This is a genomic window from Streptomyces sp. BBFR2, from assembly GCF_044497305.1.
In the GTDB taxonomy this organism is placed as follows: Bacteria; Actinomycetota; Actinomycetes; order Streptomycetales; family Streptomycetaceae; genus Streptomyces.
This window is the reverse complement of the sequence record NZ_CP172415.1, coordinates 6,942,902-6,966,792: the sequence shown is the minus strand read 5'-3', so window position 1 is coordinate 6,966,792 and position 23,891 is coordinate 6,942,902. Positions and strand designations below refer to the sequence as shown.

The window sequence follows — 23,891 nt, the reverse complement described above, 5'->3', positions numbered from 1 at the left end:
CGGCCATGACTCCCCTGCGCGTCCTCGTGATCTGGCCGCCCCAGATCCTCAGCTACTTCAACGCCGGCCACCACAACCTGCTGTACAGCGTGGCCGGTTATCTGCGCCGCCTGCCGCAGATCGCCCAGGTCGACACCCTCGACGCCTCCGTCGAGTCCCTGACGTGGAAGGAGGTCGGCGACCGGCTGCACCAGGGCGGCTACGACCTCGTGGCGGTCGCCAACGACCTCGACGGGGTGGACGGGCTGACCCGCTTCCTCTCCTACGCCCGCCATCTGGCGCCGTCGGCGCGGGTGGTGACGTTCGGCCGGCTCAGCGGGATGCGGCCGGAGCTGTTCACCCGCTTCGACGTGGACGCGATCGTCGGCCCTGGCGACTACGAACCGGCGATCGGCGCGTACGCCCGCGCCGTGCACGCGGGCCGGGTGGAGCCCGGCGGTGTGCCCGGGGTCTGGCTGCGTACGGACGGGGAGTGGCACGAGCCCGCCACGCGCGGGGAGGTGCTGTCCGACGCGGACTGGGTCATGCCCGACGTCTCGGAGATCCCGTACCACGCCTACGACTGGCTGTACCGGGACGACCAGAACAAGTTCTGCGGCATCCCCGGCCGCCGGGAGCTGGTCGTACCGGCCGCGCGGGGCTGCCCGGTCGGCTGCGCGTACTGCGAGGTCCCCGTCGTCTTCGGCAAACCGGACCGGCGCGCGTCCGTGGCGCGGGTGGTGCGCTACATCGAGGAGTCCTTCGCGGCGCTCCCCTTCGAGTACGTCGCCTTCTACGCGCCGACGTTCACCCTCAACCGCGCCTGGACGGTCCAACTGTGCGAGGAGCTGATCGCACGCGGCGCGCGGTATCCGTGGAAGTGCGCGACCACCGTGCACCACCTGGACGAGGAGCTGCTGACGCTGATGGGCCGCAGCGGATGTGTGCGGGTCAGCGTGGGTGTGGAGACGCTCGCGGAGTCCGGGCACGCGGCGCTGCCCCGGCTCAAGCGCAAGGGCGAGGACACCCTCGAACAGCTCGCGCGGTGGTGCGAGAGCTCCGGTGTGGAGCTGAACTGCTTCGTGATCGTCGGGCTCCCGGGGACCACGGCCGAGGACGCGGAGGCGGCCATCGCCCGGGTGCGGGCGCTGGGCGGCCGGGTGCGGCCGACGATGTACAGCCCGCACGAGCTGCTGCACCCGGACATGACGCCGGACGCCATCTCGCTGCACAACCGGCAGATCCTGCCCGAGGGCGCGCTGCCCGGCGCCGAGGAGCGGCGGCGCGCCTACGACATCGTCTTCGGCCACGAGCGGCGCACCACCCGCGTGGGCGAGGCCGTACCGCAGCGGGACGGGACGGCGACGGGGGCCCGGTCGTGACGGGCGCGCCGCCGCGCCGGGTGCGGGAGTGGTTCCCGACGGCGGACGCCATGTGGCAGCTCCAGCCGCGCCGCCGCCGCCATGTGCCGGGTCAACTCAACCTGAAGAGCTGTGAGTTGCTCCATCCGGACGTGGAGCGGTGGCACGCCGACGCGCTGGGCCGGCTCCGTCCCGGCGCCGTCGTCGAGTACCCGCTGGCCGGGCCGGCCACCGACGCCGTCGCCGCGCACTTCGGCCAGGATCCGGGGCGGGTGCTGCTGACACCGGGCTCCGATCACGCCGTCCAGTTGGTCGCGGAGGCGCTGGCCGCGCCGTCCGGACGCCTCGTCGTGGCCCGGCCGCACTTCGACGGCTGGACCACCTGCGCCACGCGGTTCGGCTTCCGTCTCGACGGCGTCGATCTGCCGCACCGGGCGCCGCAGGGCGTGGCGCCGCTGGTCGAACGGCTGCTGGCCGGGGCCCCGGGGGTGCTGGTGCTCACCCAGCCCGACAGCATCACCGGTCACCTGTACACGGCCGGTGAGCTGGAGCGGGCCGTGGCGGCGGCCCACGGGCACGGCAGCGTCGTGGTCGTCGACACCTGCTACCTCGCCTACGCCGAGGGCGGGGAGGCCACCGTCCGGGCGCTGCCGGAGTGGGACAACGCGCTGCGGATCAACAGCTTCTCCAAGAGCCACGGCCTCGCCGGTGCGCGGCTCGGTGCGGTGCTGGGCGAGGAGTCGATGATCGACTACCTGGCCCGCTGGTCGCCCGACGGCCCGCTGTCGCACGTCGGCCTGGCGCTGCTGGAGCGCGCGCTCGCCGAGCCCGCGGTGTTCCGCGCGGCGCGGGCGGAGGTACGGACCGCGCGGGCCGAGCTGGCCGCGGCCGTGGAGCGGACGCTGCCGGGCTGGTCGGCGCGGCCCACCGCGGCGAATTTCGTGGCCTTCGACGCGGAGCCCGAGGAGGCCGGGCGGGTGTACACCGCGCTGCTCGACGCCGGGATCCGTACCCGGCTGCTCAACGGCGAGCCCGGGTTCTCCGGCGGGCTGCGCGTCGCCACCCCGAGCCGGTCCGCCGTGGCCCGGGTCACGGACGTCCTGGCCGGTCTTCCCGCGCGGACGAGGAGTTGAGATGTCCCTGATCGACCTGGCGGCGATCGGCTCCGCCCCGCTGGCCGCGCACCCGTATCCGTACGCCGTGCTGCGCGACGTCTTCGGCGGGGAGCAGGACGCGCTGGTGGCGGAGTTCCCCGCCGAGGGGTTCCGGTACGACGTGCGGGAGAACGGCGGACCGGACCGCAAGCGCTACCGGACGTACAACTACCAGCTCGTCAAGGACGGGGTGCCGGACGCGGCGAACGTGGCGCGGCTGACCCCGCGCTGGCGGCGGTTGCTCGACGAGCTGACGGGGCCCGCCTACCGGGCGGCGGTCGCCGCCGGATCGGGCGCCGATCTCACGGGCACCGCACTGGACATCCGGCTGGTGCGGTACGCGGAGAACTGCTGGATCGAACCGCACGTCGACCGCCCCGACAAGGTCGTCACCCAGCTCTTCTACCTCAACGAGACCTGGCGGCCGGAGTGGTCCGGCGCGCTGCGGGTGCTGCGGTCGGCCGATATGGACGACTGGAGCGACGAGGTGTTCCCGTACGCCGGGAACTCGGTGCTGATGGTCCGGACGGACCGGGCGTGGCACGCGGTGCCGCCGGTCACCGGGTCCGGCCGGCACGCCAGGAAGACGCTGCTGGTGCACTTCGCGCACCCCGCCGCGGCGGAAGCGGGGCGGCGCTGAGATGCGCAACCTCCTGATCGTGGGGATCTGCGGGGCGGGCAAGTCGACGCTGGCCGGGGCCGTCGCCCGGCGCCTGGGCCTGCGCCACGTCGAACTGGACGCGGTACGGCACGGCCCCCGGTGGAGCGTGCGGCCGGCCTTCGCCGCCGATGTCGCCGCGCTCACCGCGGCGGACGGGTGGGTGACCGACTCGACGGCGTACCCGGAGGTGCTGCCGGGGCTGTGGGAGCGCGCGGACACCGCGATCTGGCTGGAGCTCAGCCGTCCCGTGGTGCTCGGGCGGGTGGTGCGGCGTACCGCACACCGGCTGCTGGCGCGCCGGACGCTGTGGGCGGGCAACCGCGAGACGTGGCGGGGCCTGCTGAGCCGCCGCCACCCGGTGGTGAAGGTGCTGCTCGACTTCCGGGTCCGCCGGGAGCAGGAGCGGCGGATGCTGAGCCGCTTCGGCGGGACGGTGGTGCGGCTGCGCACCCCGGCCCAGGTGGCGGCGTTCGTGGCGGCGCTGCCCGAGCACGGGGCGGCGCGGCCGGGCGGGGTCGGGGGGTGCGATGTTCCTGGTGGTCGGTGACGGGACGGCCGAGACGCGGGGCCTGCGGGGCCTGCGGCTGGTGACGGACGGCGGGGTGCGCGTGCTCGGCCGCCACGGCCACGATCTCCTCGTCCTCGACGGGGTGCTGCACGCGGACGGCGGGAGCACGCCGGAGGAGCTGCTGCACCGGCTGCGGCGCCCCGGCGGCGCGGGTCCGGACGGTGACTGGTCCCGGGTCAGGGGAAGCTTCGCCGGTGCCTACCTGAGCGCCGGACCCGGCGGGACGCGGCTGCTGGCGTTCAACGACCACCTGGGCGTGAGCGACCTCTACACCTGGATCGACGGCCCGGATCACGCGGTGCGCGGCTTCGCCGTCGGCAACGACTTCGCCGCGCTGCTGGGCCATCTGCCGCAGCGGGCACGGCGGTTGGACACCCGGACGGCGGACGCGTTCCGGGCGCTCGGGGCAACGGTGAACGGCCGGACCTTCGCCCGCGGCGTCCGGCGGGCGCCGCCCGGCGCGCTGCTGGCGTTCGGTGACGGCGCGGTGCGCCGGGGCCGTAGCTGGCGCTACCGCTTCTCGCCGCGGGCCCGGGACATGGACGAGGCGGTGGAGAGGTGCTGGGAGCTGATCGGGCGGGCGGGGCGGCGGATCGCGGCATCCACGGCTCCGGGGGCGCCCGCGCTGCTCGGTGTCAGCGGGGGCCACGACTCCCGTGTCACGGGCGCCGCGTGCGCCGCCGCCGGGATGGAGCTGACCGGCTACTTCTTCGGGGAGCGGGACAGCAGCGCGGCGCGCGCCGCCGGTGAGGTCGCGCGGATCCTCGGCGTACCGCTCGGCTTCACCGGCCCCGCCCGCGAACTGCCGCGGTACTTCGAGGAGTCGGCGCACCGGAGGCCGCTGGCCGATCTGGAGTGGTGCAAGTACCTGCCGGGCCGCGGCCCGCTCGTCGCGGGTGCCGGGGCGCTGCTGTCGGGGCGGCTCGGTGACCATCTCTTCAGCGACAAGGGGCATCAGCCCGAGGACGGGCCGCAGGGCGACCGTGAGATCGCGGAATCCCTCTTCGCCGAACTCGCCAAGGAGGCGGCGCCGGAGGCGGCCGCCGAAGCGGTCGTCGCGGACATCACCGAGGAGCTGTCCGGCCTGGGCGGCTGCGGTGTGCAGCGGCGGCGCGGCTTCAACTTCTCCAGCATGAGCATGTCCGTGAAGCAGTGCGGGCTGTTCCACACCTACGGCCGCGTCCCCCACCACTCGGTCTTCGAGGACCTCGACGTCTTCGAGTCCGCGCTGGACCTGCCCAACGCCTGGCGGGTCGGCAACCGCTTCTACGACACCCTCCTGGAGCGCAAGCAGCCGCTGCTCGCCCCCGCCCGCACCCCCGTCCCGACGACCAACGAGCACAAGCCGCTCGAACGCTGGCTGCGCGGCAACACGGAGTTCGCCGCCCACGCGGGGCGGCTCTTCGACCCGGCCGAGGAGCTGGGGCCGTGCGGCGCGCGGCGGACCGCGGGCGAGAGCGTCGAGGCGATCGTCGCGGGCCGCGCCACGCGCAACGAGATCCATCAGTATTTCCGCCGAGCCACCGTCAGGGCCTATGAGCGCATATACGGCTGACCCCGCCGCGCGGCTGCGCGCGCACGCCGTCCTGGCCCGCTACGGCTACCGGCGCTACGCCGTCTACGCCAAGGCGTCGCTGGTGGGCCTCGGCACCACCGTGCTGTTCGGCGTCCTGCGTTCGGCGATCATGGAGGGCGTCTACACCGGCCCCCGGGTGGTCGGCGGCTACCACCTGGCCCAGGCCCTCACCTACGTATGGCTGGTGCAGGGGCTGATGGCCGTCGTACGGATCTACGGCGACGCCGATCTGGCCACGCGGGTGCGCACCGGGCAGATCGTCGCGGACCTGGTCCGGCCGGTGAACCTCCAGTCGGCGTACCTGGCCGCGGATCTCGGCCGGGCCTGGTACCACCTGCTGTACCGCGGGATCCCGCCGCTCGCCGTCGGCTGGGTGTTCTTCGGGCTGACCGGTCCGGGCGACGCGCCGGCGTGGCTGGCGTTCGCCGTCAGTGTGGTGCTGGCGGCCGTGGTGAGCACGCTCTTCCGCTTCCTCTACAGCCTGTCCGCGTTCTGGCTGCTGGACTACCGGGGAGTGGCACTGATCGCGGTGATCCTGGTCAACCTGCTGTCGGGCTTCGTCATGCCGACCGGCTTCTTCCCCCCGTGGCTGCAGACGGTGGCCGCGGCGACCCCGTTCCCCTCGATCGTGCAGGTGCCCGTGGACATCTTCACCGGCCGTGCGGCGGGGGCGCGGGCCGCCTCCGCACTCGCCGTGCAGGCGCTGTGGGCGCTGCTGCTCTGGGTGGCCGGCCGGTGGCTGCTCACGGTCGCCCGCCGCCGCGTCGTCGTCCAGGGCGGCTGACCGGTGTTCACTCTCGGGCTCCTCCTCCGGCTGACGCGCGTACAGGTGCGCGCGCAGATGCAGTACCGGACCAGCTTCGCGCTGTCCCTGGCGGGCAATTTCGCCTTCACCGCGCTGGATTGCGCCACGATCGTCATCCTCTTCGGCAACATCTCCCGGCTGGGCGGCTGGACGGCCCCCGAGGTGCTGCTGCTGTACGCCGTCTCGTCGCTGTCCTACGCCCTGTGCGACCTCGCGCTGGGCAGCCTGGACCGGCTGCCGGTGATGGTCCGCGACGGCTCGTTCGACACGCTGATCATCCGGCCGGGACCGACCTTCGTGCACCTGCTGACCTCGGATTTCCTGCTGCGCCGCGCGGGTCGGCTGCTCCAGGCCGCGCTGGTGCTCGTGGTGGTGATGACCCGCTTCCCCGGCTCGCTGTGGACGGCGGAGCGGCTGGTGGTCCTGGTGTCGGCGGTGATCTGCGGGGCGGTGATCATGGGGGCGCTGTGGACCGCGGCCGCCTCCGCGTCGTTCTGGGTGACCGGCGCCGACGACCTCCTCGGCGTCTTCACCGCGGGCGCGAGCTTCCTCATCCAGTACCCGCTGGACATCTACGCGGCGTGGCTGCGGTCCTTCGTCCTGTTCGTCGTCCCGATCGGGTTCGTCTCGTACCTGCCCGTGGGCTGGGTGCTCGGCAAGCCGGAGGCGGCGGGGCTGCCCGTCGCCGTCCGGCTGGCCTCGCCCGTGGTCGCGCTGCTGGCCGCGGGCGCCGCGGCCGCCGTGTGGCGGATGTCCGTCCGGCGCTACCGAAGCACAGGAGGCTGAGTGAGCGACGCCATCGCGATGCGTCACGTCACCCGTACGTTCACCGCGCGCCGCAAGGCCGGCCGGTTCCGCCGGACGCGGACGGAGGTGACCGCCGTCGACGACCTCAGCTTCACCGTCCCCGCCGGGGAGTTCGTCGGCTACCTGGGGGCCAACGGCGCGGGCAAGTCCACCTCGATCAAGCTGCTGACCGGTGTGCTGGCGCCGACCGGCGGGCAGGTCAGGGTGCTGGGACACGATCCGTTCGGGCAGCGGTCGCGGACCGCCCACCGCATCGGGACCATGTCCGCCCAGCGGATCCAGCTCTGGTGGGACCTGCCGCTGCGGGACTCCTTCGAGCAACTGCGGTACATCTACCGGGTCGGCCCGGCCGCGTACCGGCAGCGGCTCGACGAACTCGTCGACGTGCTGGACCTCACCGCGCTGCTTCCCGTCCCGGTGCGGCAGCTCAGCCTCGGCCAGCGGATCCGGGGCGAGCTGGCCGCCTCCGTGCTCCACTCCCCCGACGTGCTCTTCCTCGACGAGCCCACGATCGGCCTGGACGTCATCGCCAAACAGCGCATCCGCGACTTCCTCATCACCCTCAACCGCGAGCAGGGCGTCACCGTCCTGCTCACCACCCACGACATGGCGGACCTGGAACGCATGTGCTCGCGGCTGCTGCTGCTCTCCCAAGGCAGGCTGATCTGCGACGACTCCATCACCCGACTGTTCGTGGCACACGGCCTGGAGCGCACCCTCGTGGTCGACCTCGCCGACGAGCAACCCCCACTGCGGGTCCCCGGCGCCCGGGTCAGCAAGGTCGAAGGCCCCCGCCAGTGGCTGGCCTTCACCAGCCGCTCCCTGCCGCCGGACCAACTGATCGTGGAGATCACGAAACAGGCCCGCATCGTCGACCTCACCATCAACGAGCCCGATGTCGAAGACCTGGTCCGGGCCCTGCACGAGACGGAGCACCGATGAAGAACACCCACGACCGGCCCACCGTGCCCCGGCCCCCGGCCCCCGACCGGCTGACGGTGCGCGGCGGAAACCCCCTGCACGGGACGGTGACCACGTCCGGTTTCAAGCACTCCCTGGTCACCACCGTGGCCGCGGCGTGCCTGGGGCAGGGCACCGCGCGGATCGCCAACTGCCCGGCGATAGCCGAGACCGGCACCCTCGCCGCGCTGGTGGAGCAGCTCGGCGGCGAGGCCCGCCTGTCCGGCACGGAGCTGACGCTGGACCCGTCCGGCATCGACACCGCGGCGCCGGACCCGGAGCTGAGCGCGTCCATCCACGGCTCGGTCTACCTCGCGCCCATGCTGCTGGCCCGCTTCGGTTCCGTCACCATGCCCGGTACCGGCGGCTGCCGTATCGGCGGCGAGGCCCAGGGCAGGCGCCCGGTCTCCCACTACGTCGATGTGCTCGAAAGGTTCGGCGCCCGAGGCCGGACGTACGACGACGGCGGTTTCACCGTCCGGGCCGACGGATTACGCGCCTGCGCCCTCGACCTCGCCGACTACTGGACGTCGCGGGGCAGCGGCCCGTACCACTCCGGGGCGACCAAGGTGGCGCTGCTGGCCGCGGCCGTGGCGCGCGGCACCAGCGTCCTCGACCACGTCTACGCCAAGCCCGACGTCCTCGACATGGTGCCGCTGCTGCGCCAGGCGGGCGTGGACATCGAGACCCCGGCGCCGGGACGGCTCGTGGTGCACGGTGTGCCCGACCGGCCGGCGGGTGCGTCCCGGACCGTCCTTCCCCCGGACCTCATCGAGGTGGTCACCTGGTGCTGCGCGTCCGTGCTGTGCCCGGAGGGCCTGACGGTCACCGGCGCCGGGATGGACCGGGCGGCCCGCGCCCTCGCGCCGGAGCTGGCGGTCCTGCGCGAGCTGGGCGTACCGCTGGAGACCGGCCCGGACACGCTGACCGCGGGGCCGGTCACCACACCGCCGGCGCCGGTGGACGTCCTGGTCACCGCCGGCGGGGTGTTCAGCGACAGTCAGCCCTTCCTCGCCCTGCTGGCCTCACTCGCCGAAGGGACGTCCCGCATCCAGGACACGGTGTGGACCAGCCGGTTCGGCTACGCGGAACAGCTCACCGAGCTGGGCGTGAAGCTGGACATCCGCGACGCCACGGTGTCCGTCCACGGCCCCTGGACCGCGGCGGTGCCCGGCCGCCGCCTGGTCGCCGGGGACCTGCGGGCGGCGGCCGTCCTGCTGCTGGCCGCGCTGCACGTGCCGGGCACCACCCGCCTGGAAGGCATGGGCCACCTGGCGCGGGGCTACGCCGACCTGACCGCCCAGCTCGTGGGGCTGGGCGCCGACATCACGGAGGGGTGAGCGTGACCGGCACCCGCTCCGCCGCGCCGGGCACCCGCGTGGTGCCCGGCGCGCCCAACGCCCGGGACCTGGCGGGCCTGCGCGACGGCACCGGGCGCCGCGTCCGGCCCGGTCTGCTGTACCGGGGGGCCGGTCCCGCCGTCGGTCCGCTGGCCGACCGCACCGGTCTGCGGCTCGTCGTCGATCTGCGCGACCACGGCGAGGTGGACGCGGCGGCCCCGTACCCCGGGGTGACCGTGCTGTCCCGGCCGCTGGTCGCCGACCGTGCGGTGCTCAGGACCGGCGGCGCGCCGCAGCCCTCCCAGTACCTGGCGTACTACCGGCAGGTGGCGCGGCTGGCCGCACCCGTCGCCGCGGAGCTGGTCGGCGTCCTCGCCGCGCCGGAGCGTCTGCCGCTCATGGTGTGCTGCTCCGCCGGGAAGGACCGCACCTCCGTGGTGTGCGCGCTGACACTGCGCGCGCTGGGGGTGCGCCGGGCGGATCTGGCCCGTGATCACGCGCTGACCGGCCGGCTGTTCCGCCGGGACCCGGACACGGTGCGGGCACTGCCGTGGGCGCGCGGCCTCGGCGGGCGCGAACTGGCCGCCCGCACCGCGGCCCCCGCGTCCGTCATCTGGGCGCTCCTGTCCGGTCTGGAGCGCGAGTACGGCTCCGTCGGCCGGTTGCTGCACGGCCACGGGCTGCGTCCGGAGACCGCGCGCCGGGCCCGCGCCGTCGTTCTCGGCACCGGCCACCCCCTCCCCTCCCGCAAGGAGTTGACATGACCTCACCCCGCCCCCGCCGCGGCTACCTCACCCACGCCTTCAACCATGACGGCGCCGACTATCTGCGGATGGCGTACTGCCTGGCGCTGTCGCTGCGGCTGACGCAGTCCGCCGTGCGCGGGCTGAGCGTCATCGTGCCCGAGTCGCAGCCCTTCCCGGCGCGCTACCGGGACGCCTTCGACCACGTCATCGCCATCCCGGACGAACGGCCCGCGTTCGTCGACCGGTCGTGGCGGGTCGACAACTACGTGCGGATGTACGACCTGAGCCCGTACGAGGAGAGCGTCACGGTGGACGCGGACACCCTCTTCTTCGACGACGTCTCGTCCTGGTGGGACGTGATGGCGCAGGCGGACGTCGTCGGCGGCACCGCCGTCACGTACCGGGGCGACGTGGTCGTGAACAATCCGCTGCGCAAGGAGCTGTACCGGGTCGGCCTGCCCGACCTGCACAACGGGTTCTTCTACTTCCGCCGCGGGCCGGTCGCCGAGCGGCTCTTCGCCACCATGTCGGGCTATCTGAAGGACTGGGAGGGCACCTGCGAGCGGCACTTCGGCCGGCCCGACGTGCCCTTCTCGTCCGACTCCGCGCTGCTGCTGGCCCTGCGGGACAACGGTCTGGAGTCCGCGGCGGCCGGCCCCCGTCCCGGCACACCGCGCTTCGTCCACATGAAGGCGTGCGTCCAGGGCTGGGTCGGGGTACCGGAGTCGGCCCGCGAGTGGCGCCCCTACGTCCACCACGCCTTCGACGACGGTCTGCGCCTGCGGATCGACGGGGTACGCATCGGCGACCCGTTCCACTACCACGTACGGGACTTCGTCAGCGAGGAGCTGCTGCGGGCGTACGAGGCGGCGGTGGAGGCCCGGCATGGCGCCGCCTGACGGCCTCGCGGGCAGCCCGGTGCTGCTGCTGGGCTGGAACGGCGGGCGTGCCGCGGCGGCGCTCGCGGCGGCCGGCTCCCGGGTGGTGTGCGCGGTGGCACCGTCCGAGGCGCCGTCCGCGAGGGCCGCCGGGGAGACGGTGGTGGTCGCGGATCCGGCGGACGCGGAGGCCGTCCTCGCCGGTCTCGCCCGGTCCGGCCGCCGGCCGCGCGGCTTCGCCGCCGTGGCCGCCGCGCACGAGTCGGCGGTGGTCACCGCCGCCGTCCTGGCACAGTTGGGCGGCGCCGCGTCGCTGCCGGTGGAGACGGCGCTCGCGCTGCGGGACAAGGACGTCCAGAAGCGTCTGGTCCGCGCGGCGGGCGTGGCGACGGCGCGCTCCGCCGTCGTCGCCGCGTCCGCCGAGGTCCCGCTGACGGAGCTGCGCTTCCCGGTCGTCGTCAAGCCGCTGAACGGCGACGCCGGTACGGGGGCGGATCTGCTGCGCTCGGCCGCGCACGCCCGCACCTGGACGTACCGGGCGGCGTGCGACGGCCCGTGGCAGGTCGAGGAGTTCGTGTCCGGGTCCGAGGTCCATCTCGACGGCGTGGTGCGCGCCGGGGAGGTGACGGCGCTCGCCGTCTCCCGCTATCTGCGGAACGTGCTCGACACGCGCGACGGCGCGCCCATGGGCTCGGTGGTCGCCGACCCCGGCCGCGACCCGGCGCTGTACCGCGACGGCCGGGCGCTGGCCGCGCGGGCGGTGACCGCCCTCGGGCACCGCGAGGGCGTCTTCCACCTGGAGGCGTTCCGCCGGCCCGACGGTGAGCTGGTCTTCGGCGAGTGCGCGGGACGGGTCGCGGGCGGCCGGATCGACGAGGCCGTCCACCGCAAGCTGGGCGTGGACCTGCACGCGCAGTGGGCGGCGGCACTCCTCGGTCTCCCGGGCCCCGCGGCCGCGCCGGCCGCCCGTTCCGAGGCGTTCGGCTACGTCCTGCTCTCCGCGCCGCCCGGCATCGTCGACGAGGCACCGGCCACGGACGACATCCTCGCCCGGGAAGGGGTGGTGAGCGCGGAGCGCGCCCGCCGCACCCGAGGCGCGCGCACCGGCCGGCCGGTCGCGTTCACCGCCGTCCGCGCCGTCCTGACGGGCAAGGACGAGGAGCAGGTCACGCGGCGTGCCGAGGATCTCGCGGAGTGGTTCCACGGGTGGAACGGAGCGGCGGTACGCAGGGCGGGCGGGTGACGGCCCGCCCCGGGGCAGCTTCTCCGGAGTCCGTGCGCTTCCCCTGGGGCGCCGGCGGGGCCGGCCGGATCGTCCTGCGGCGGCGTCACCCCGCTCCGCAGTGACGCGTCCGCCCTCTCGGTCTCCCGTTCCGCAGCACACGCGCGGCCCGGGCCCGGCGCATGGCCTGGGCCGCGTGCCCCGGGCCCCCGGCCGATGCCGGAAGGGAAGCGGCGCCCGGCATGACGGCCGACGATTTCGGTGCGCGGTGCCCGGCGGTGGCTTCAGCGGGCTCCCGGTGAGGCCGGCTCCGCCGCCAGGCGTGCCGTCGTCTCCATGAGTGAGACGGTGAACGGGTGCCGCGGCTCGGTCAGTATCCGGTCGGCCGGGCCCTGTTCGAGCAGTTCGCCCGCGTCGAGTACGGCGATGCGGTGGGCCAGGCGTGCGGTCTCCAGGTCGTGGGTGATCAGCATCAGGCACATCTCCGGACGCTCGCGGAGCAGATCCGTGAGGGCGTCGAGGATGCCGCGGCGCGTGACCGCATCGAGGCCGGAGGTGATCTCGTCGCAGATCAGGACCCGGGGCCGGGCCAGCAGGGCGCGGGCCAGGGCCGCCCGCTGGAGTTCGCCGCCGGAGAGTTCCGCGGGGAGGCGGTGGGCCGTTGCGGGCCGGAGGCCGAAGCTGATCAGCGTGGTCAGCGCTTCCCGGACGGCCGCCGGACGATCGGCGCCGCGCAGGCGTACCGCGGTGCGGGCGACCTGGTCGAGGACGGGGCGGTGCTCGTCGAAGGCGGCCCGCGCGTCCTGGAAGACGTACTGCACGGCCGCCAGCTCCGCGCGGCCGCGGTGCCGTACGCTGCGCGGCAGCGGGGCTCCGCCGAGACGGACCTGGCCGTCGTGGTCACGGTGGAGCCCGGCCAGGCAGCGGGCGAGAGTGGTCTTCCCCGAGCCCGAGCGGCCGACGACCGCCAGTGACTCCCCGGGGCGCAGGGCGAGTTCGGGAACGCGTAGCGCCACGGTGGCACCGTCGCGGTGGCGCGCGGTGAGATCGCGTACCTCCAGCACGGCCCGCCCGGTGCCGGGCAAAGGCCGGTGGCCGGTGGGTGACGACCGGGCATCGAGCAGGTGCCGGGTCCCTTCGTGGCGCGGTGTGTGCCACAGGCGCCGGACCGGGCCCGATTCCACGACCCGGCCCGCCCGCAGGACGAGGACCTCGTCGGCGAGTGCGTGCACCACGTCGAGATCATGGCTGAGCAGCACGACCGCGATACCGCGTGCCGCCAGCGCCGCCAGCTCCTCGACGATGCGGTTCCTGGTCAGCGCGTCCTGGCCGGTGGTGGGCTCGTCGGCGACGACGACGCGGGCGCCGAGCAGCAGCGCCTGCGCGAGGACGACGCGCTGCTGCTGGCCGCCGGACAACTGGTGCGGATAGCGCGCCAACAGGGCCTCGGCGTCCGGAAGCTGGGCATCCGACAGCGCCCGCAGGACGCGTGCGCGCGCCGCCGCCCGGCGCCGGTCGCGGGGCAGGTCGCGCACCTGGGTGCGGGCGATGTCGTTCAGCAGCGCCGAGATCCGGCGGGCGGGGTTGAGGACGGACGCCGGATGCTGGGGCACGTGGCCGACCGGGCCGCCGCCGGCCACGCGGACGTCGCCGGAGACCCGGGCACCCGGCGGGTACGCGCCGAGCAGGGCGAGGCCCGTGGTGGTCTTACCGCTGCCGGAGGCCCCGACGAGCGCCGTCACCTTGCCGGGCAGCGCCCGCAGCCGCACGCCGTCCACGATCACCCGGCCGTCGATCTCCACGCGCAGGTCCCGGATCTCCGCGGCGCAGGCCGGCTCGGTGCCGGTGCCGGCGCCCGTCGGCGCAGTCGTCTCGTTCCGGTCGGTCACGGCCGTGGTTTCCTCTCTCCCCGGCGCCGGCCGGGCTTGTGGAGTGCCGCGTCGAAGAGCAGGTTGCTGCCCATGGTCAGCGCGACGATCAGCAGGGCGGGGACCACCACGGCCCAGGGCTGCACGAACAGTCCGGTGCGGTTGCGGTCCGCCATCACCGCCCAGTCGGCGGCGTCCGGCGCGACGCCGACGCCGAGGAACGCGGCGGTGGCCACGAGGTACAGCACGCCGGTGAGCCGGATGCCGGCGTCGGCGGCCAGGGTGCGCAGTATCGAGCGGCCGACATGGCCGACGGCCGTACGCCACCACGTCTCGCCCTGCATGCGCAGGGCCTCGACCGCCGGGCGCGCCGCGGCCCCGGCGGCGGCCGACCGCACGATCCGCGCCGCGTCCGGGACGTTGACCAGCGCGACGAGCAGGGCGAGCCCGGCGGCGCCCGGTGTGAGCACGGCCGCCACGAGGAGGATCAGCAGCAGGGACGGCACCGCCAGCACCACGTCCAGCGGCCGCATCAGTGTCTCCTCCAGCCAGCGCCGGTGGGTGAGCGCGGCGGTCAGGCCGAGGGGCAGCGCCACGAGGTAGGCCAACGCCGTCGCGGCCAGCGCGGTCAGCACCACCGGCCGGCCGCCGAGCAGGACCTGGTCCCAGACGTCACGGCCGACGAAGTCGGTGCCGAGCCCGTGGCCGCCGCCGGGTGCGAAGGACGCGGTCCGCGCGCCCGGCCCGCCCGCGAACACCGGTCCCAGGACGGCGAGGACGAGGGGCACGGAGAGGACGGCGATCCCGAGGGCGTAGCGGCCCGCGCGGCGCGGCCGTACGCCCCCGCGGACAGGGGATACGGGTGTGCGGGTCACGCGGCCACCCCCGCCCGGGGCGTGAGGCGGTGGGCGGCCAGGTCGGCGCCGAGGTTGAGTGAGACGGTCAGGACGCCGAACACCACGGCGAGGCCCTGCACCACCGGTACGTCGCGTTCGGCGACGGCGTTGAGCAGGACGGTGCCGAGTCCGGGGATCACGAAGAGGGCCTCCACGACGATGACGCCGCACAGCAGCCAGTCGATGGTGCGGGCGAGTTGCTGGACGGCCGGGGCGAGGGCGTTGGGCAGGGCGTGGCCGTAGCGGACGCGGACGCCGCCGACGCCGTAGCGGCGGGCGTGCACCGTGTACGGCGCGGCCAGGGCGTCGGCCATGCCGGCGCGGACCAGGCGGGCCAGCGAGCACACGGGGCGGGAGAGCAGGACGAGGACGGGCAGGAGCAGCGCCGCGGGGTGCGCGAGCAGATCGGTGCCGTAGCCGACGGCGGTGGGCGGGAGCCAGCCCAGGCGGAGGGCGAAGACGGTCACCAGCAGCACTCCGAGGGCGAATTCCGGGACGGCGTAGACCGCGAGCGTCAGCGAACTGATCAGCCGGTCGACGAGCCGCCCTTCGTGGCGGGCGGCCAGTACGCCGAGGCCGAAACCGGCCGGGACGAGCAGTGCCACGGTGAGGGCGGCCAGCAGCAGGGTGGGCCCGAAGCCGTCGGCGAGGTACTGGCTGACGGGCCGTCCGGAGGTCACGGAGGTGCCGAGGTCGCCGTGGAGCAGGCCCGCCGCCCACTCGCCCAGTCGCTCGTACACCGGCCGGTCGAGGTGCATGGCCTCGCGGAGGGCCGCGATACGGGCGGGGTCGGGCTGGTCGCCGGCGAGGGCGACGGCGGCGTCGCCCGGCAGCGCCTCGGTGAGCGCGAAGACCAGCAGCACCACGGCCACGGTCTGTACGGCGCCGAGGAGCACGCGCCGGATGACGAAGGAGCGCAGTCCCCTCACGCGAGCCACACCTTGTCGAAGCGGGCCCAGTCGAGCGTGTTGGCGGGTGCCTCGCGGTCAACCCCCCGCACCGTGCGTGCCGTTCCCAGGATCCAGTCGGCGAAGCCCCAGATCAGGAAGCCGCCTTCGGTGTACAGGCGGCGCTGCATGCGCGCGTACACGGCCGCGCGGTCCTTGCTGTCGGGGGTGGACTGCGCCTGCTGGTAGAGGGCGTCGAAGTCCTTGTGGTGCCACGCGGTGGCGTTGGTGGTGGAGCCGGTCAGCAGCCGTTGGGAGAGGTGGGCCTCGATGGGCATGGCTCCGGAGCGGTAGCAGCACAGGGTGCCGGAGTCGAGGATGTCGCTCCAGTACGTGTCCTTGCTGCCCGTCCTGACGTCGATGGTGACGCCCGCCCCGGCGGCCTGGTCGCGGAAGATGCTGGCGGCCTCGGTGAATCCGGCGGCGATGGCCGAGGTGTCGAGGGTGACCTTGAGATTCTCGGCTCCGGCCTGCTTCAGCAGGGCGCGGGCGCGGCGCAGATCCTGCTCGCGCTGGGGGAGGCCGTCGGCGTAGTACTCGTAGCCCTTGCCGAACAGGTCGTTGCCGATCTCGCCGGCGCCGGACAGGGCGCCGGCGACGAGCTCCTCGCGGTCGGCGATGAGGAAGAACGCCTGGCGCACCCGCTTGTCGTCGAACGGGGCCCGGTCGGTCTTCATCGCGAAGCCCTGCATGGCGCTGTTGCGCAGCCGGACGATCTCGATCTGTCCCCTGCCTTCGTGCGCGCGGGCGGTGGTGGGGGCGAGTTCGTGGGCGTATTCGACCTGTCCGCCGAGGAGGGCGTTGACGCGTGCGGACTCGTCGTTGGCGATGACGAATTCGATCTCGTCGAGGTGCGGGGCGCCCTCCCAGTAGTCGTCGTGGCGGCGGAAGACGGCTGAGCGTCCGGGGGTGAAGGAGACGAAGCGGAAGGGGCCGGAGCCGATCGGCCTTTGGTCGAAATCGGTGGCGTTCCCGGGGACGATGTACGCGCCGGACGCGGCCAGGATGTTGGGGAATTCGGCGGTGGGGCGCTTGAGGACGAATTCGATGGTGCGCTCGCCGGTGGCGCTGCTCGCGTCGAGGTCGATGGGTTCCAGGGAGGCCCTGGCGCGGAACGCCTTCTTGGGGTCGGCGATCCGGCGGTAGCTGTACAGGACGTCCTGGGCGGTGACCGGCTCGCCGTTGTGGAAGGTGGCCTCGCGCAGGGTGACCTGCCAGCGGTCCAGGGCCTTGTTCGGCTGCCACTTCGCGGCGAGGCGGGGTCGCGCGGACAGGTCGGCGCCGTGGTCGGCGAGCTTGTCGAAGAGCGCCTTGGCGCGGGCGACATCGGCGAAGAGGTTGGCCAGATGGGGGTCGAGGGTCTCGCTCGCGCCGCCCCCGGCGAAGGCGGCGCGCAGCCGCCCGCCCCGCCGGGGCCGGCCGTCGCCCGTGCCCGTGCCGTCGTCGGAGCCGGGTCCGCCGCAGCCGGTGAGCGCGAGTGCGCCGAGCGAGGCGGCGCCCGTGGCGGCGAGGAAGCCGCGGCGGCGCAGGCCCGGGAAGGGGCCTGCGGCCGGTGCGGGGAGGTGGCGGGCGGATTCTTCGTTCATGCGGGTGTCCTCGTGGTGTGGAGGTGTCACGGTGCCGGCTCGGTGAGCCGGGCGACGACGTGCAGCCGGTCGGCGTCCGTCGCCTCGCCCGGGGCCATGCCTTCTCGCCAGGGCGGCTCGGTGCGCGGGCCCGGACCGTCGTGCAGGTCGAGGACCGCGAAGCCGTGCGCCGCGAGGAGACGGCGCAGTTCCAGCGGGAAGAGCAGCCGCCAGGCGGAGCGCTGTCCGACGGGCGGGGATCCGTCGTCCGCGGTCCATACGCGGGTGCGGCGCAGCAGTTGGGCGGTGCGGTCCACGGTGAGCGTGGTGGTGGACCGGTAGGCGGTGCCGTGCCAGGTGAACTCGTGGACGGCGGGGGTGTCGAGCTGGTCGGTACGGCCCAGGAAGTAGGCGCCGTTGCGCATCTCCGCGACGAGCAGGCCGCCCGGGGCCAGCGCGCGGCGGCAGGACGCCAGAAAGCCGTCGAGCTGGGCGTCGGTGTGGCAGTACAGCAGGGAGCTGTCCAGGCAGACGACCGCGTCGAAGGCGCTCGGGCCCAGGTCGAACCCGTGCAGGTCGGCACGGACGTACGCGGGTCCGGGGTGGTGGGCGCGGGCGTGGGTGAGCATCGCCTCGGAGAGGTCGGCGCCGGTCACCGTCCGGCCGCTGCCGTGCAGGTGGGCGGCGTCGCGGCCGGTGCCGCAGCCCATGTCCAGCACGCGTGGGCCCGCGCCGTACCGCCGCAGGCGGTCCTCCGTCCAGCGGGCCGCCAGCCGGTCGGCGTCGGGGAAACGGGCCTCGTACAGCTCGGGGTTGTCGGTGAGCAGGTTGTGCGTGTCCTCGGTGGTGGTGCGGGTCATGTCGTCTCCTTATTTCAGGCCGCCGCCGTCAGGGCCCGCCGTGGTGTCGCCGGGAGCGCGTCGCGCCGGTGCAGCCAGGCCACGCCGCACGCGGAGGCGAGACCGAACAGGGCGCAGCACGCCCAGGGCAGCCAGGGGGCGCCGCGTTCCCCGGTGTCCATGGCCCAGCCGACGGCGGTGTTGCCGGCCGCGGCGGCGACGCCGGAGACCGCGTAGAAGATCCCGTAGTAGGTGCCGGTCAGCTCCGTGCGGCCGAAGCCGGGGATGAGCTCCAGCACGAACGGCTGGGCGATCATGACGCCGAGGTAGAGCAGGAGGGCGCCGAGCAGGACGGGCAGCGCGCGCAGCACCGCGTCGGTGGTGCCGTCCGGGGCGCCGGGGCCGTCCGCCGCCAGCGCCGGCGGCAGGAAGGACAGCGCCATCACCACGAGTCCGGTGGAGATCCAGCGCGCCCGGGACCCACGGCGTTTGAGGGCGCGGGTGAGGCGCAGTTGCAGGGTGAGGTTGGTGACGGTGCCGACGAGGAAGACGAGGCCCGCCGCGCCGTCCCAGCCGGTGGCCCGCCGGGCTCCGTCCGGCAGCAGCAGGTAGAGCTGGTTCTGCAGGGTGAACATGCCGACCATGGCGAGCGCGAAGGCCAGGAAGGCGCGGTTGCCGACGACCTCCCGCCAGTCCGCGAGGACGCCGCCTCCGCCCGGCTCCACCTCGCGCGCGGGCAGAACGACGGCCTGGGCGACGGTGAGGACGGCGAAGATCCCGGCGGCGGTGAGCGCGGAGGTGCGGAAGTCGACGAGCAGCAGTGCGCCGCCCAGCAGCGGGCCGATCAACGCGCCGGCGGTGGCGAAGACGTTGAAGAGGGCGAACGCCTCCGCCTTGCGCTCCCCCGCCTCCTGAGCGAGGTAGGCGCGCACGGCGGGGTTGAACAGGGCACCGGCGAGCCCGCTGAGCACGGAGGCGGCGAGCAGCACGGCCGGCCCGTCGCCCAGCGAGAACAGTGCGAACCCCACGGTGCGCAGGGCGCAGCCGGCGATGATGACGCCGCGTGCGCCGAGCCGGTCGGAGGCGGAGCCGCCGATGAGGAACAGGCCCTGCTGGCTGAGGTTGCGGACGCCGAGGACGATCCCCACGGCTGCCGCCGACATGCCCAGGTTCTGGCTCAGGTGGGTGGCGAGGTAGGGGACGAGGAGGTAGAAGCCGGTGTTGACTCCGAGCTGGTTGGCCAGCAGGACGCGGACGGCCAGCGGGAATCGGCGCATCTCGTGCCAGATCCTCATGCCGTCTCCTCCTCCGGACCGCGCCGCCGGACTCCCAGCCCCGGCAGCTCACTCGCCCGTACGAAGCCGTCGGTGCCGCCGATCCCGGTCCACGGGTCGTGGGCGAGCAGCAGGTGTCCGTCGAGGTCGGCCCAGCGGGCGCGGTCGAGAAGGTGGACGGCGGGTGCGAGGCCGAGGCTGCTGGCGGTGAGGCAGCCGAGCATCAGCGCGGTGCCGCTGCCTTCGACCGCTTCGGCGATGCGCAGGGCCGCGTGGACGCCGCCGCACTTGGCGAGCTTGACGTTGACGCCGTGCACCCGTCCGGCCAGGCGGCGGGCGTCCTCAAGGCTCACGGCGTCCTCGTCGGCGATGACCGGTAGGGGTGAGCGTGCGGCGAGTGCGGCGAGCGCCTCCGGGTCGCCGGGCGCGAGGGGCTGTTCGACGGCCTCGACGCCGAGTTCCGCGAACCGGGGCAGCAGGGCTCCGGCCTGGTCCGCGGTCCAGGCGCCGTTGGGGTCGAGGAGCAGCCGCGCCCGGGGCGCGGCGTCGCGGATGACGCGCACCCGCTCCACATCCTCCTCGGGGTCGGGCGTCCCGGCCTTGACCTTGATGATCTCGAATCCGCTCGCGGTGAGGCGGCGTGCCTCGGCCGCGGCGCGTACCGGCGAGGTGATGCCGATGGTGCGGGCGGTGGCGGCCACCGGGGCGGTGGCGGCGCCGAGGAGCCGGTGGACGGGGCTGCCGGCGCGCTTGCCGACGAGGTCGAGGAGCGCGGCCTCGACGGCGGCGGTCACGGCCGGCGGGTTCTCCTCTCCCGCGAGTGCGCCGGCCCGCAGGGCGTCCAGCGCGCTTTCGGGGTCGCCGAAGCGCAGCAGGTCCGTGGCCGCGTCCGCGAGGAGGCGTCCGAGGGTGGGGGCGTCGAGGCCGTAGTAGACGCTGGTGACGGCCTCGCCGTGGCCGCGTGAACCGCCGTGTTCGACGGTCAGCCACACGGCGTCGCGGGTGGCCATGGTGGAGCGGGAGATGCGCAGCGGCTCGGCGAGGTCGAGACGTACGGTGCGCTGGGTGGCCTTCACAGTGCTTCTTCCTGAGGACGCGGGGGTGCGGGGGCCCGGAGCGGATCGGTGACGCGGGTGCAGCGGACCCACCCTTCGGCCTCGGCCGCACGGGGGTGCGGTATCTCCAGGGGCCGGGTGGCCGCGGCGGACGGGGCGAGGCCGTGGGCGGCGATGAAGTCGTCGTCGTAGACGGTGCCGAGATAGCGGTGCGGGCCGTCGGGGAAGACGGTGGCGACCTGCGCCCCGGGGTGGGTGCGGGCCGCCCAGGCGGCGACGCGGGCGACCGCGCCGGTGCTCCAGCCGCCGCTCACGAAGCTGCCCCGGGCGAGCCGCCGGCAACTGTCCACGGCCTCGGCCGGGCCGACCCAGTGGACCTCGTCGAAGGCGTCGTAGGCGACGTTGCGCGGATGGATGCTGCTGCCCAGGCCGCGCATCAGCCGGGGGCGGGCGGCCTGGCCGAAGATCGTGGAACCGGTGGCGTCGACGCCGATGAGACGCAGGGCGGGCCAGTGCCGCCGCAGCGGAGCGATGACCCCCGCGCTGTGGCCGCCGGTGCCGACGCTGCACACCAGGACGTCGAGGTGGTCGAGCTGGGTGGTGAGTTCGGCGGCGAGTGAGGCGTAACCGGCGGTGTTGTCGGGGTTGTTGTACTGGTCCGGCCAGTAGGCGTCGGGCAGTTCGGTGAGCAGCTCGCGCAGCCGGGCGAGGCGAGCGGCCTGCCAGCCGCCCTCGGGTGCGGGCCGGTCGACGAGTTCGAGGCGCACCCCGTGGGCGCACAGCAACTGCCGCATGGACGGCTCCAGTTCCTGGTCGCCGACGAGCACGACCGGGTGGCCGAGGGCCTGCCCGGCGAAGGCCAGGCCGACGCCGAGGGTGCCGGAGGTGGACTCCACCACCGGTGCGCCGGGCCGCAGTTCGCCGCGTGCCCGGGCGCCCCTCAGCATCGACTCGGCGGCCCGCGCCTTCATCCCGCCGGCCGCGAGCCCTTCGAGCTTGGCCCAGAAACCGGGGTGGGGCCCCGGCAGATCGGCGGTGATGCGCACCAGTGGCGTACGGCCGAGCAGGGCGAGCAGCTCCGGGCGGGCGGTGGGCCGGGCGGCGGTCGCGATCATATGTGGACTCCTTGACAGGAGTTGCCGTGCGGCCCCCTGTAACGGTGGACGACTCCGGCACCGCCGTCGAGCCAGAAGAAGGGGTACGGCTCGGCGCACACCGCGCTCACGCCGTGGCCGAGGAAGCGGGGCAGCACGGCGCTGCCGGTCTGCGCGAACATCACCAACTGCTTGCCGTGCCGCCGCGCATGCCGCCGCAGCGGTTCGAAGGTGCCGTTGCCCAGCGTCATCCCGGAGACGAGCAGCGCCGCGCAGCGGCCGGCCGCCGCGAGCGCGTCCGTGACGACCGGCTCGCCCCACTCGGTGGTGCCGCCCTTGAGGTCGCACGGGACGTACCGGAGGCCGCGGGCGCGCAGCGCCTCCAGGAGGGAGTTGACGACCCCGATCACCAGCACGGTGGCTCCGGGCGGCAGGTCGATCAGCTCGGCGACCGCGTGCGACCGCGCCCGGGACTTCTCCAGCGACGATCCGGCGGGCAGCGGGAAGGGACACGCCCCGCTCTCCGGGCCGTGCGGGGCGGCGTGCATCAGATAGGCGTCCAGGGCGGCCACTCGCACCGGCGGCAGCGGATGCTCCAGGAGCCGGGCCACGTCCGCGCCCACGCAGTCGTCGAGCGCGCTGTCGGGCAGTGTGCCGGGCTCGACCGCGCAGGAGCCGACCGCCTCGCCCAGACGCAGGCTGAGCACTTCGTTGCGGTATCCGGTGCCGCGCCCGTCGTGGCGTACGGCCTGCCGGGTGGTGAAGGCCACGGTGATCCGCTGGGTGGCCGGGTCGGGACCCAGCCCTCCGGCGCGGACACCGCCGACGAGGTCCGCGTACGTCGGATACGTCTCGTACGCAGGCGCGCCGGCCGCGCCGGTGACGGCGGTCATCGGATCACCAGCCCCGCGCGCACCCCGGCCAGCAGGGCCTCGACGCGGTCGCGGGCCCCTGGCCCGTCGGCGTCACCGGCCATGACGTGCCCGAGGTACTCGTTGTTGCTGCCCGCCGCCTTCACCGTCTTGCCGGGATCGGCGAACTGCACCTCCAGTACGCCGGGGGCGTCCCGCAGTCCGCCGCCGTCCAGCGCTTGAAGCGTCCCGGCGGTCTGCGGCACCAGAAAGCCGATGGCGGCGCTGCGCAGTCCGGTGTCCGCGCGCCGCAATTCGGGCCGGCGGCCCAGCGCGACCTCCACGCAGATGGCCGCGAGGTCGACGCCGGTGACGTGGCGGATCAGTTCGGTGATGCGGTTCCCGGCGGGGCGCGGGTTGACCTCGACCACGCGCGGTCCGCCGGAGGTCAGCTTGATCTCGGTGTGCGCCACGACGCCGTCGGCGAGCCCGAGTGCCTTCAGGGCGTGCCGCGCGGTCCGTTCGGCGGCCTCGGCGTCGTCGGGCGTCAGGGCGGCGGGGAACATATGGCCGGTCTCGATGAAGGCGGGCGCCCCGCCGACGCTCTTGTCGGTCACGCCGACCACGTGGACCGTTCCCTCGTACGAGACGGTCTCGACACTCACCTCGGGACCGTCCAGCAGCTCTTCGAGCAGGATCACGGGCGCGCGCCGCTGCCCGCGCGCATTGACCGGGACGTCCGCCAGCGTCCGGTGGAGACCGGCGAGTTGCGCCTCGTCGTCCACCCGCCGTACGTACATGCCGGCGCACAGGTCGACGGGCTTGGCCACCAGCGGGTAGCCGATCTCCCGGGCGGCTCCCGCGATGTCGGCCCACTCCTCGTGCACGGCGAACCGCGGGCCGGGCACTCCGGCGTCGCGGAGGACGCGGCGGGTGGCGTCCTTACGGCAGGCGTTCGCCACCGCTTCGGGCCCGGGGCCCGGCAGACCGAGCCGTCCGGCGATCCGCGCCACGGCCGGCAGGTAGTAGTCGCAGGACGTGATCACCCCGTCGAATCCCCATACCGCGTGCAGACGCTCGACTTCGGGCAACAGGGCCTCGATGTCGTTGGTTTCGGCGGTGATGACGTTGCGGGCCCCGAGCAGCGGGTGCGTCGTCCCCTCGGGCGCGGAGCGCAGGTAGTGGTGCAGGTCGCGGGTGAGGAAGGTGAACGTGTGTCCGCCCTCCCGTATCGCCCGCGGCAGCAGCCGGCTCATCGCTCCGACCCAGCTCTCGACCACCAGCAGATGAGCCACAACTCCCCTTCCGGGCTCGGACTTCGGGTACGGGCAGCCGGGCGCCCCTCCGGAGGAGGGTGGCGGGCTTGCCCGTCGCACACTTTAACGATAATCATTTTCATTGTCATATTGCGGCCGGCCCCATGCCGCCCCCTTGTTCACCGAACC

Annotated in this window: 22 protein-coding genes; 12 read left to right on the top strand and 10 right to left on the bottom strand. The window is 74.3% G+C overall.

All coding sequences use genetic code 11. The features are described from left to right. The first annotated feature begins 5 nt into the window (after nt 1-5). From ACGH2B_RS28910 to ACGH2B_RS28855, 12 genes are read left to right on the top strand one after another with little or no spacing between them, the layout of a single operon-like run. On the top strand, nt 6-1,361 hold the full coding sequence (locus tag ACGH2B_RS28910) for a B12-binding domain-containing radical SAM protein (protein WP_399096247.1): 1,356 nt from the start codon (nt 6-8) through the stop codon (nt 1,359-1,361). Further along, complete coding sequence (locus ACGH2B_RS28905; RefSeq protein WP_399096244.1) at nt 1,358-2,473, top strand: aminotransferase class I/II-fold pyridoxal phosphate-dependent enzyme; 1,116 nt, start codon at nt 1,358-1,360, stop codon at nt 2,471-2,473. The genes ACGH2B_RS28910 and ACGH2B_RS28905 overlap by 4 nt, the downstream gene beginning before the upstream one ends. 1 nt (nt 2,474) lies before the next feature. Continuing rightward, entirely contained in the window at nt 2,475-3,134 is a 660-nt protein-coding gene (locus ACGH2B_RS28900; protein WP_399096241.1) for a 2OG-Fe(II) oxygenase, read from the top strand. A 1-nt stretch (nt 3,135) separates the two neighbouring features. Further along, entirely contained in the window at nt 3,136-3,702 is a 567-nt protein-coding gene (locus ACGH2B_RS28895) for an adenylate kinase (RefSeq protein WP_399096238.1), read from the top strand. Further along, nucleotides 3,683-5,278, top strand: coding sequence for a hypothetical protein (locus ACGH2B_RS28890; RefSeq protein ID WP_399096235.1), 1,596 nt, complete (start codon nt 3,683-3,685; stop codon nt 5,276-5,278). Before ACGH2B_RS28895 ends, ACGH2B_RS28890 begins: the two co-directional genes overlap by 20 nt. Beyond that, complete coding sequence (locus tag ACGH2B_RS28885; RefSeq protein WP_399096232.1) at nt 5,259-6,083, top strand: ABC transporter permease; 825 nt, start codon at nt 5,259-5,261, stop codon at nt 6,081-6,083. Before ACGH2B_RS28890 ends, ACGH2B_RS28885 begins: the two co-directional genes overlap by 20 nt. Nucleotides 6,084-6,140: 57 nt before the next feature. Continuing rightward, on the top strand, nt 6,141-6,890 hold the full coding sequence (locus ACGH2B_RS28880; protein ID WP_399096229.1) for an ABC transporter permease: 750 nt from the start codon (nt 6,141-6,143) through the stop codon (nt 6,888-6,890). After that, nucleotides 6,891-7,853 carry an ATP-binding cassette domain-containing protein gene (locus ACGH2B_RS28875; RefSeq protein WP_399096226.1) on the top strand — a complete coding sequence of 321 codons (963 nt, stop codon included), beginning with the start codon at nt 6,891-6,893 and terminating at the stop codon, nt 7,851-7,853. Beyond that, nucleotides 7,850-9,211, top strand: a complete 1,362-nt coding sequence (locus ACGH2B_RS28870; protein ID WP_399096223.1) for a hypothetical protein — start codon at nt 7,850-7,852, stop codon at nt 9,209-9,211. Before ACGH2B_RS28875 ends, ACGH2B_RS28870 begins: the two co-directional genes overlap by 4 nt. Before the next feature lie 2 nt (nt 9,212-9,213). Then, complete coding sequence (locus ACGH2B_RS28865) at nt 9,214-9,975, top strand: tyrosine-protein phosphatase (RefSeq protein ID WP_399096220.1); 762 nt, start codon at nt 9,214-9,216, stop codon at nt 9,973-9,975. After that, nucleotides 9,972-10,856: a hypothetical protein gene (locus tag ACGH2B_RS28860; protein WP_399096217.1), complete on the top strand. Its 885-nt coding sequence runs from the start codon at nt 9,972-9,974 to the stop codon at nt 10,854-10,856. Before ACGH2B_RS28865 ends, ACGH2B_RS28860 begins: the two co-directional genes overlap by 4 nt. Next, a complete protein-coding gene (locus ACGH2B_RS28855) occupies nt 10,843-12,078 on the top strand; it encodes an acetyl-CoA carboxylase biotin carboxylase subunit family protein (protein ID WP_399096214.1) in 1,236 nt (411 codons plus the stop codon). Before ACGH2B_RS28860 ends, ACGH2B_RS28855 begins: the two co-directional genes overlap by 14 nt. 263 nt (nt 12,079-12,341) lie before the next feature. On the opposite strand, the gene ACGH2B_RS28850 is transcribed toward ACGH2B_RS28855, so the two are convergent. The 10 genes from ACGH2B_RS28850 to ACGH2B_RS28805 are packed head-to-tail and all read right to left on the bottom strand — an operon-like array spanning nt 12,342 to nt 23,741. Next, complete coding sequence (locus tag ACGH2B_RS28850; protein ID WP_399096211.1) at nt 12,342-13,946, bottom strand: ABC transporter ATP-binding protein; 1,605 nt, start codon at nt 13,944-13,946, stop codon at nt 12,342-12,344. Further along, nucleotides 13,943-14,800, bottom strand: coding sequence for an ABC transporter permease (locus ACGH2B_RS28845; protein ID WP_399096209.1), 858 nt, complete (start codon nt 14,798-14,800; stop codon nt 13,943-13,945). The genes ACGH2B_RS28850 and ACGH2B_RS28845 overlap by 4 nt, the downstream gene beginning before the upstream one ends. Then, a complete protein-coding gene (locus ACGH2B_RS28840; RefSeq protein WP_399096206.1) occupies nt 14,797-15,750 on the bottom strand; it encodes an ABC transporter permease in 954 nt (317 codons plus the stop codon). Before ACGH2B_RS28840 ends, ACGH2B_RS28845 begins: the two co-directional genes overlap by 4 nt. After that, entirely contained in the window at nt 15,747-17,354 is a 1,608-nt protein-coding gene (locus tag ACGH2B_RS28835; RefSeq protein ID WP_399096203.1) for an ABC transporter substrate-binding protein, read from the bottom strand. Before ACGH2B_RS28835 ends, ACGH2B_RS28840 begins: the two co-directional genes overlap by 4 nt. A 26-nt stretch (nt 17,355-17,380) precedes the next feature. After that, entirely contained in the window at nt 17,381-18,193 is an 813-nt protein-coding gene (locus ACGH2B_RS28830) for a class I SAM-dependent methyltransferase (protein WP_399096200.1), read from the bottom strand. Nucleotides 18,194-18,207: 14 nt separating this feature from the next. Continuing rightward, the gene (locus tag ACGH2B_RS28825) at nt 18,208-19,467 is read right to left on the bottom strand and encodes an MFS transporter (RefSeq protein WP_399096197.1); all 1,260 of its coding nucleotides are present in this window, start codon (nt 19,465-19,467) and stop codon (nt 18,208-18,210) included. Further along, nucleotides 19,464-20,522, bottom strand: a complete 1,059-nt coding sequence (locus ACGH2B_RS28820) for a mandelate racemase/muconate lactonizing enzyme family protein (protein ID WP_399096194.1) — start codon at nt 20,520-20,522, stop codon at nt 19,464-19,466. The genes ACGH2B_RS28825 and ACGH2B_RS28820 overlap by 4 nt, the downstream gene beginning before the upstream one ends. After that, a complete protein-coding gene (locus ACGH2B_RS28815; RefSeq protein WP_399096191.1) occupies nt 20,519-21,616 on the bottom strand; it encodes a PLP-dependent cysteine synthase family protein in 1,098 nt (365 codons plus the stop codon). Before ACGH2B_RS28815 ends, ACGH2B_RS28820 begins: the two co-directional genes overlap by 4 nt. Further along, nucleotides 21,613-22,488 (bottom strand): Rossmann-like domain-containing protein, encoded by an 876-nt coding sequence (locus ACGH2B_RS28810; protein WP_399096188.1) that lies wholly within the window; start codon nt 22,486-22,488, stop codon nt 21,613-21,615. Before ACGH2B_RS28810 ends, ACGH2B_RS28815 begins: the two co-directional genes overlap by 4 nt. Next, nucleotides 22,485-23,741 carry an ATP-grasp domain-containing protein gene (locus ACGH2B_RS28805; protein ID WP_399096185.1) on the bottom strand — a complete coding sequence of 419 codons (1,257 nt, stop codon included), beginning with the start codon at nt 23,739-23,741 and terminating at the stop codon, nt 22,485-22,487. The genes ACGH2B_RS28810 and ACGH2B_RS28805 overlap by 4 nt, the downstream gene beginning before the upstream one ends. Between the last annotated feature and the right edge of the window lie 150 nt (nt 23,742-23,891).

What these genes read in the sequence shown, in the direction of transcription:
- ACGH2B_RS28855 (WP_399096214.1), top strand. Translation starts at nt 10,843, where the DNA reads ATGGCGCCGCCTGACGGCCTCGCGGGCAGCCCGGTGCTGCTGCTGGGC.
- ACGH2B_RS28815 (WP_399096191.1), bottom strand. Translation starts at nt 21,616, where the DNA reads ATGATCGCGACCGCCGCCCGGCCCACCGCCCGCCCGGAGCTGCTCGCC.
- ACGH2B_RS28810 (WP_399096188.1), bottom strand. Translation starts at nt 22,488, where the DNA reads ATGACCGCCGTCACCGGCGCGGCCGGCGCGCCTGCGTACGAGACGTAT.
- ACGH2B_RS28835 (WP_399096203.1), bottom strand. Translation starts at nt 17,354, where the DNA reads ATGAACGAAGAATCCGCCCGCCACCTCCCCGCACCGGCCGCAGGCCCC.
- ACGH2B_RS28860 (WP_399096217.1), top strand. Translation starts at nt 9,972, where the DNA reads ATGACCTCACCCCGCCCCCGCCGCGGCTACCTCACCCACGCCTTCAAC.
- ACGH2B_RS28900 (WP_399096241.1), top strand. Translation starts at nt 2,475, where the DNA reads ATGTCCCTGATCGACCTGGCGGCGATCGGCTCCGCCCCGCTGGCCGCG.
- ACGH2B_RS28825 (WP_399096197.1), bottom strand. Translation starts at nt 19,467, where the DNA reads ATGAGGATCTGGCACGAGATGCGCCGATTCCCGCTGGCCGTCCGCGTC.
- ACGH2B_RS28885 (WP_399096232.1), top strand. Translation starts at nt 5,259, where the DNA reads ATGAGCGCATATACGGCTGACCCCGCCGCGCGGCTGCGCGCGCACGCC.
- ACGH2B_RS28890 (WP_399096235.1), top strand. Translation starts at nt 3,683, where the DNA reads ATGTTCCTGGTGGTCGGTGACGGGACGGCCGAGACGCGGGGCCTGCGG.
- ACGH2B_RS28830 (WP_399096200.1), bottom strand. Translation starts at nt 18,193, where the DNA reads ATGACCCGCACCACCACCGAGGACACGCACAACCTGCTCACCGACAAC.
- ACGH2B_RS28880 (WP_399096229.1), top strand. Translation starts at nt 6,141, where the DNA reads ATGCAGTACCGGACCAGCTTCGCGCTGTCCCTGGCGGGCAATTTCGCC.
- ACGH2B_RS28910 (WP_399096247.1), top strand. Translation starts at nt 6, where the DNA reads ATGACTCCCCTGCGCGTCCTCGTGATCTGGCCGCCCCAGATCCTCAGC.
- ACGH2B_RS28895 (WP_399096238.1), top strand. Translation starts at nt 3,136, where the DNA reads ATGCGCAACCTCCTGATCGTGGGGATCTGCGGGGCGGGCAAGTCGACG.
- ACGH2B_RS28870 (WP_399096223.1), top strand. Translation starts at nt 7,850, where the DNA reads ATGAAGAACACCCACGACCGGCCCACCGTGCCCCGGCCCCCGGCCCCC.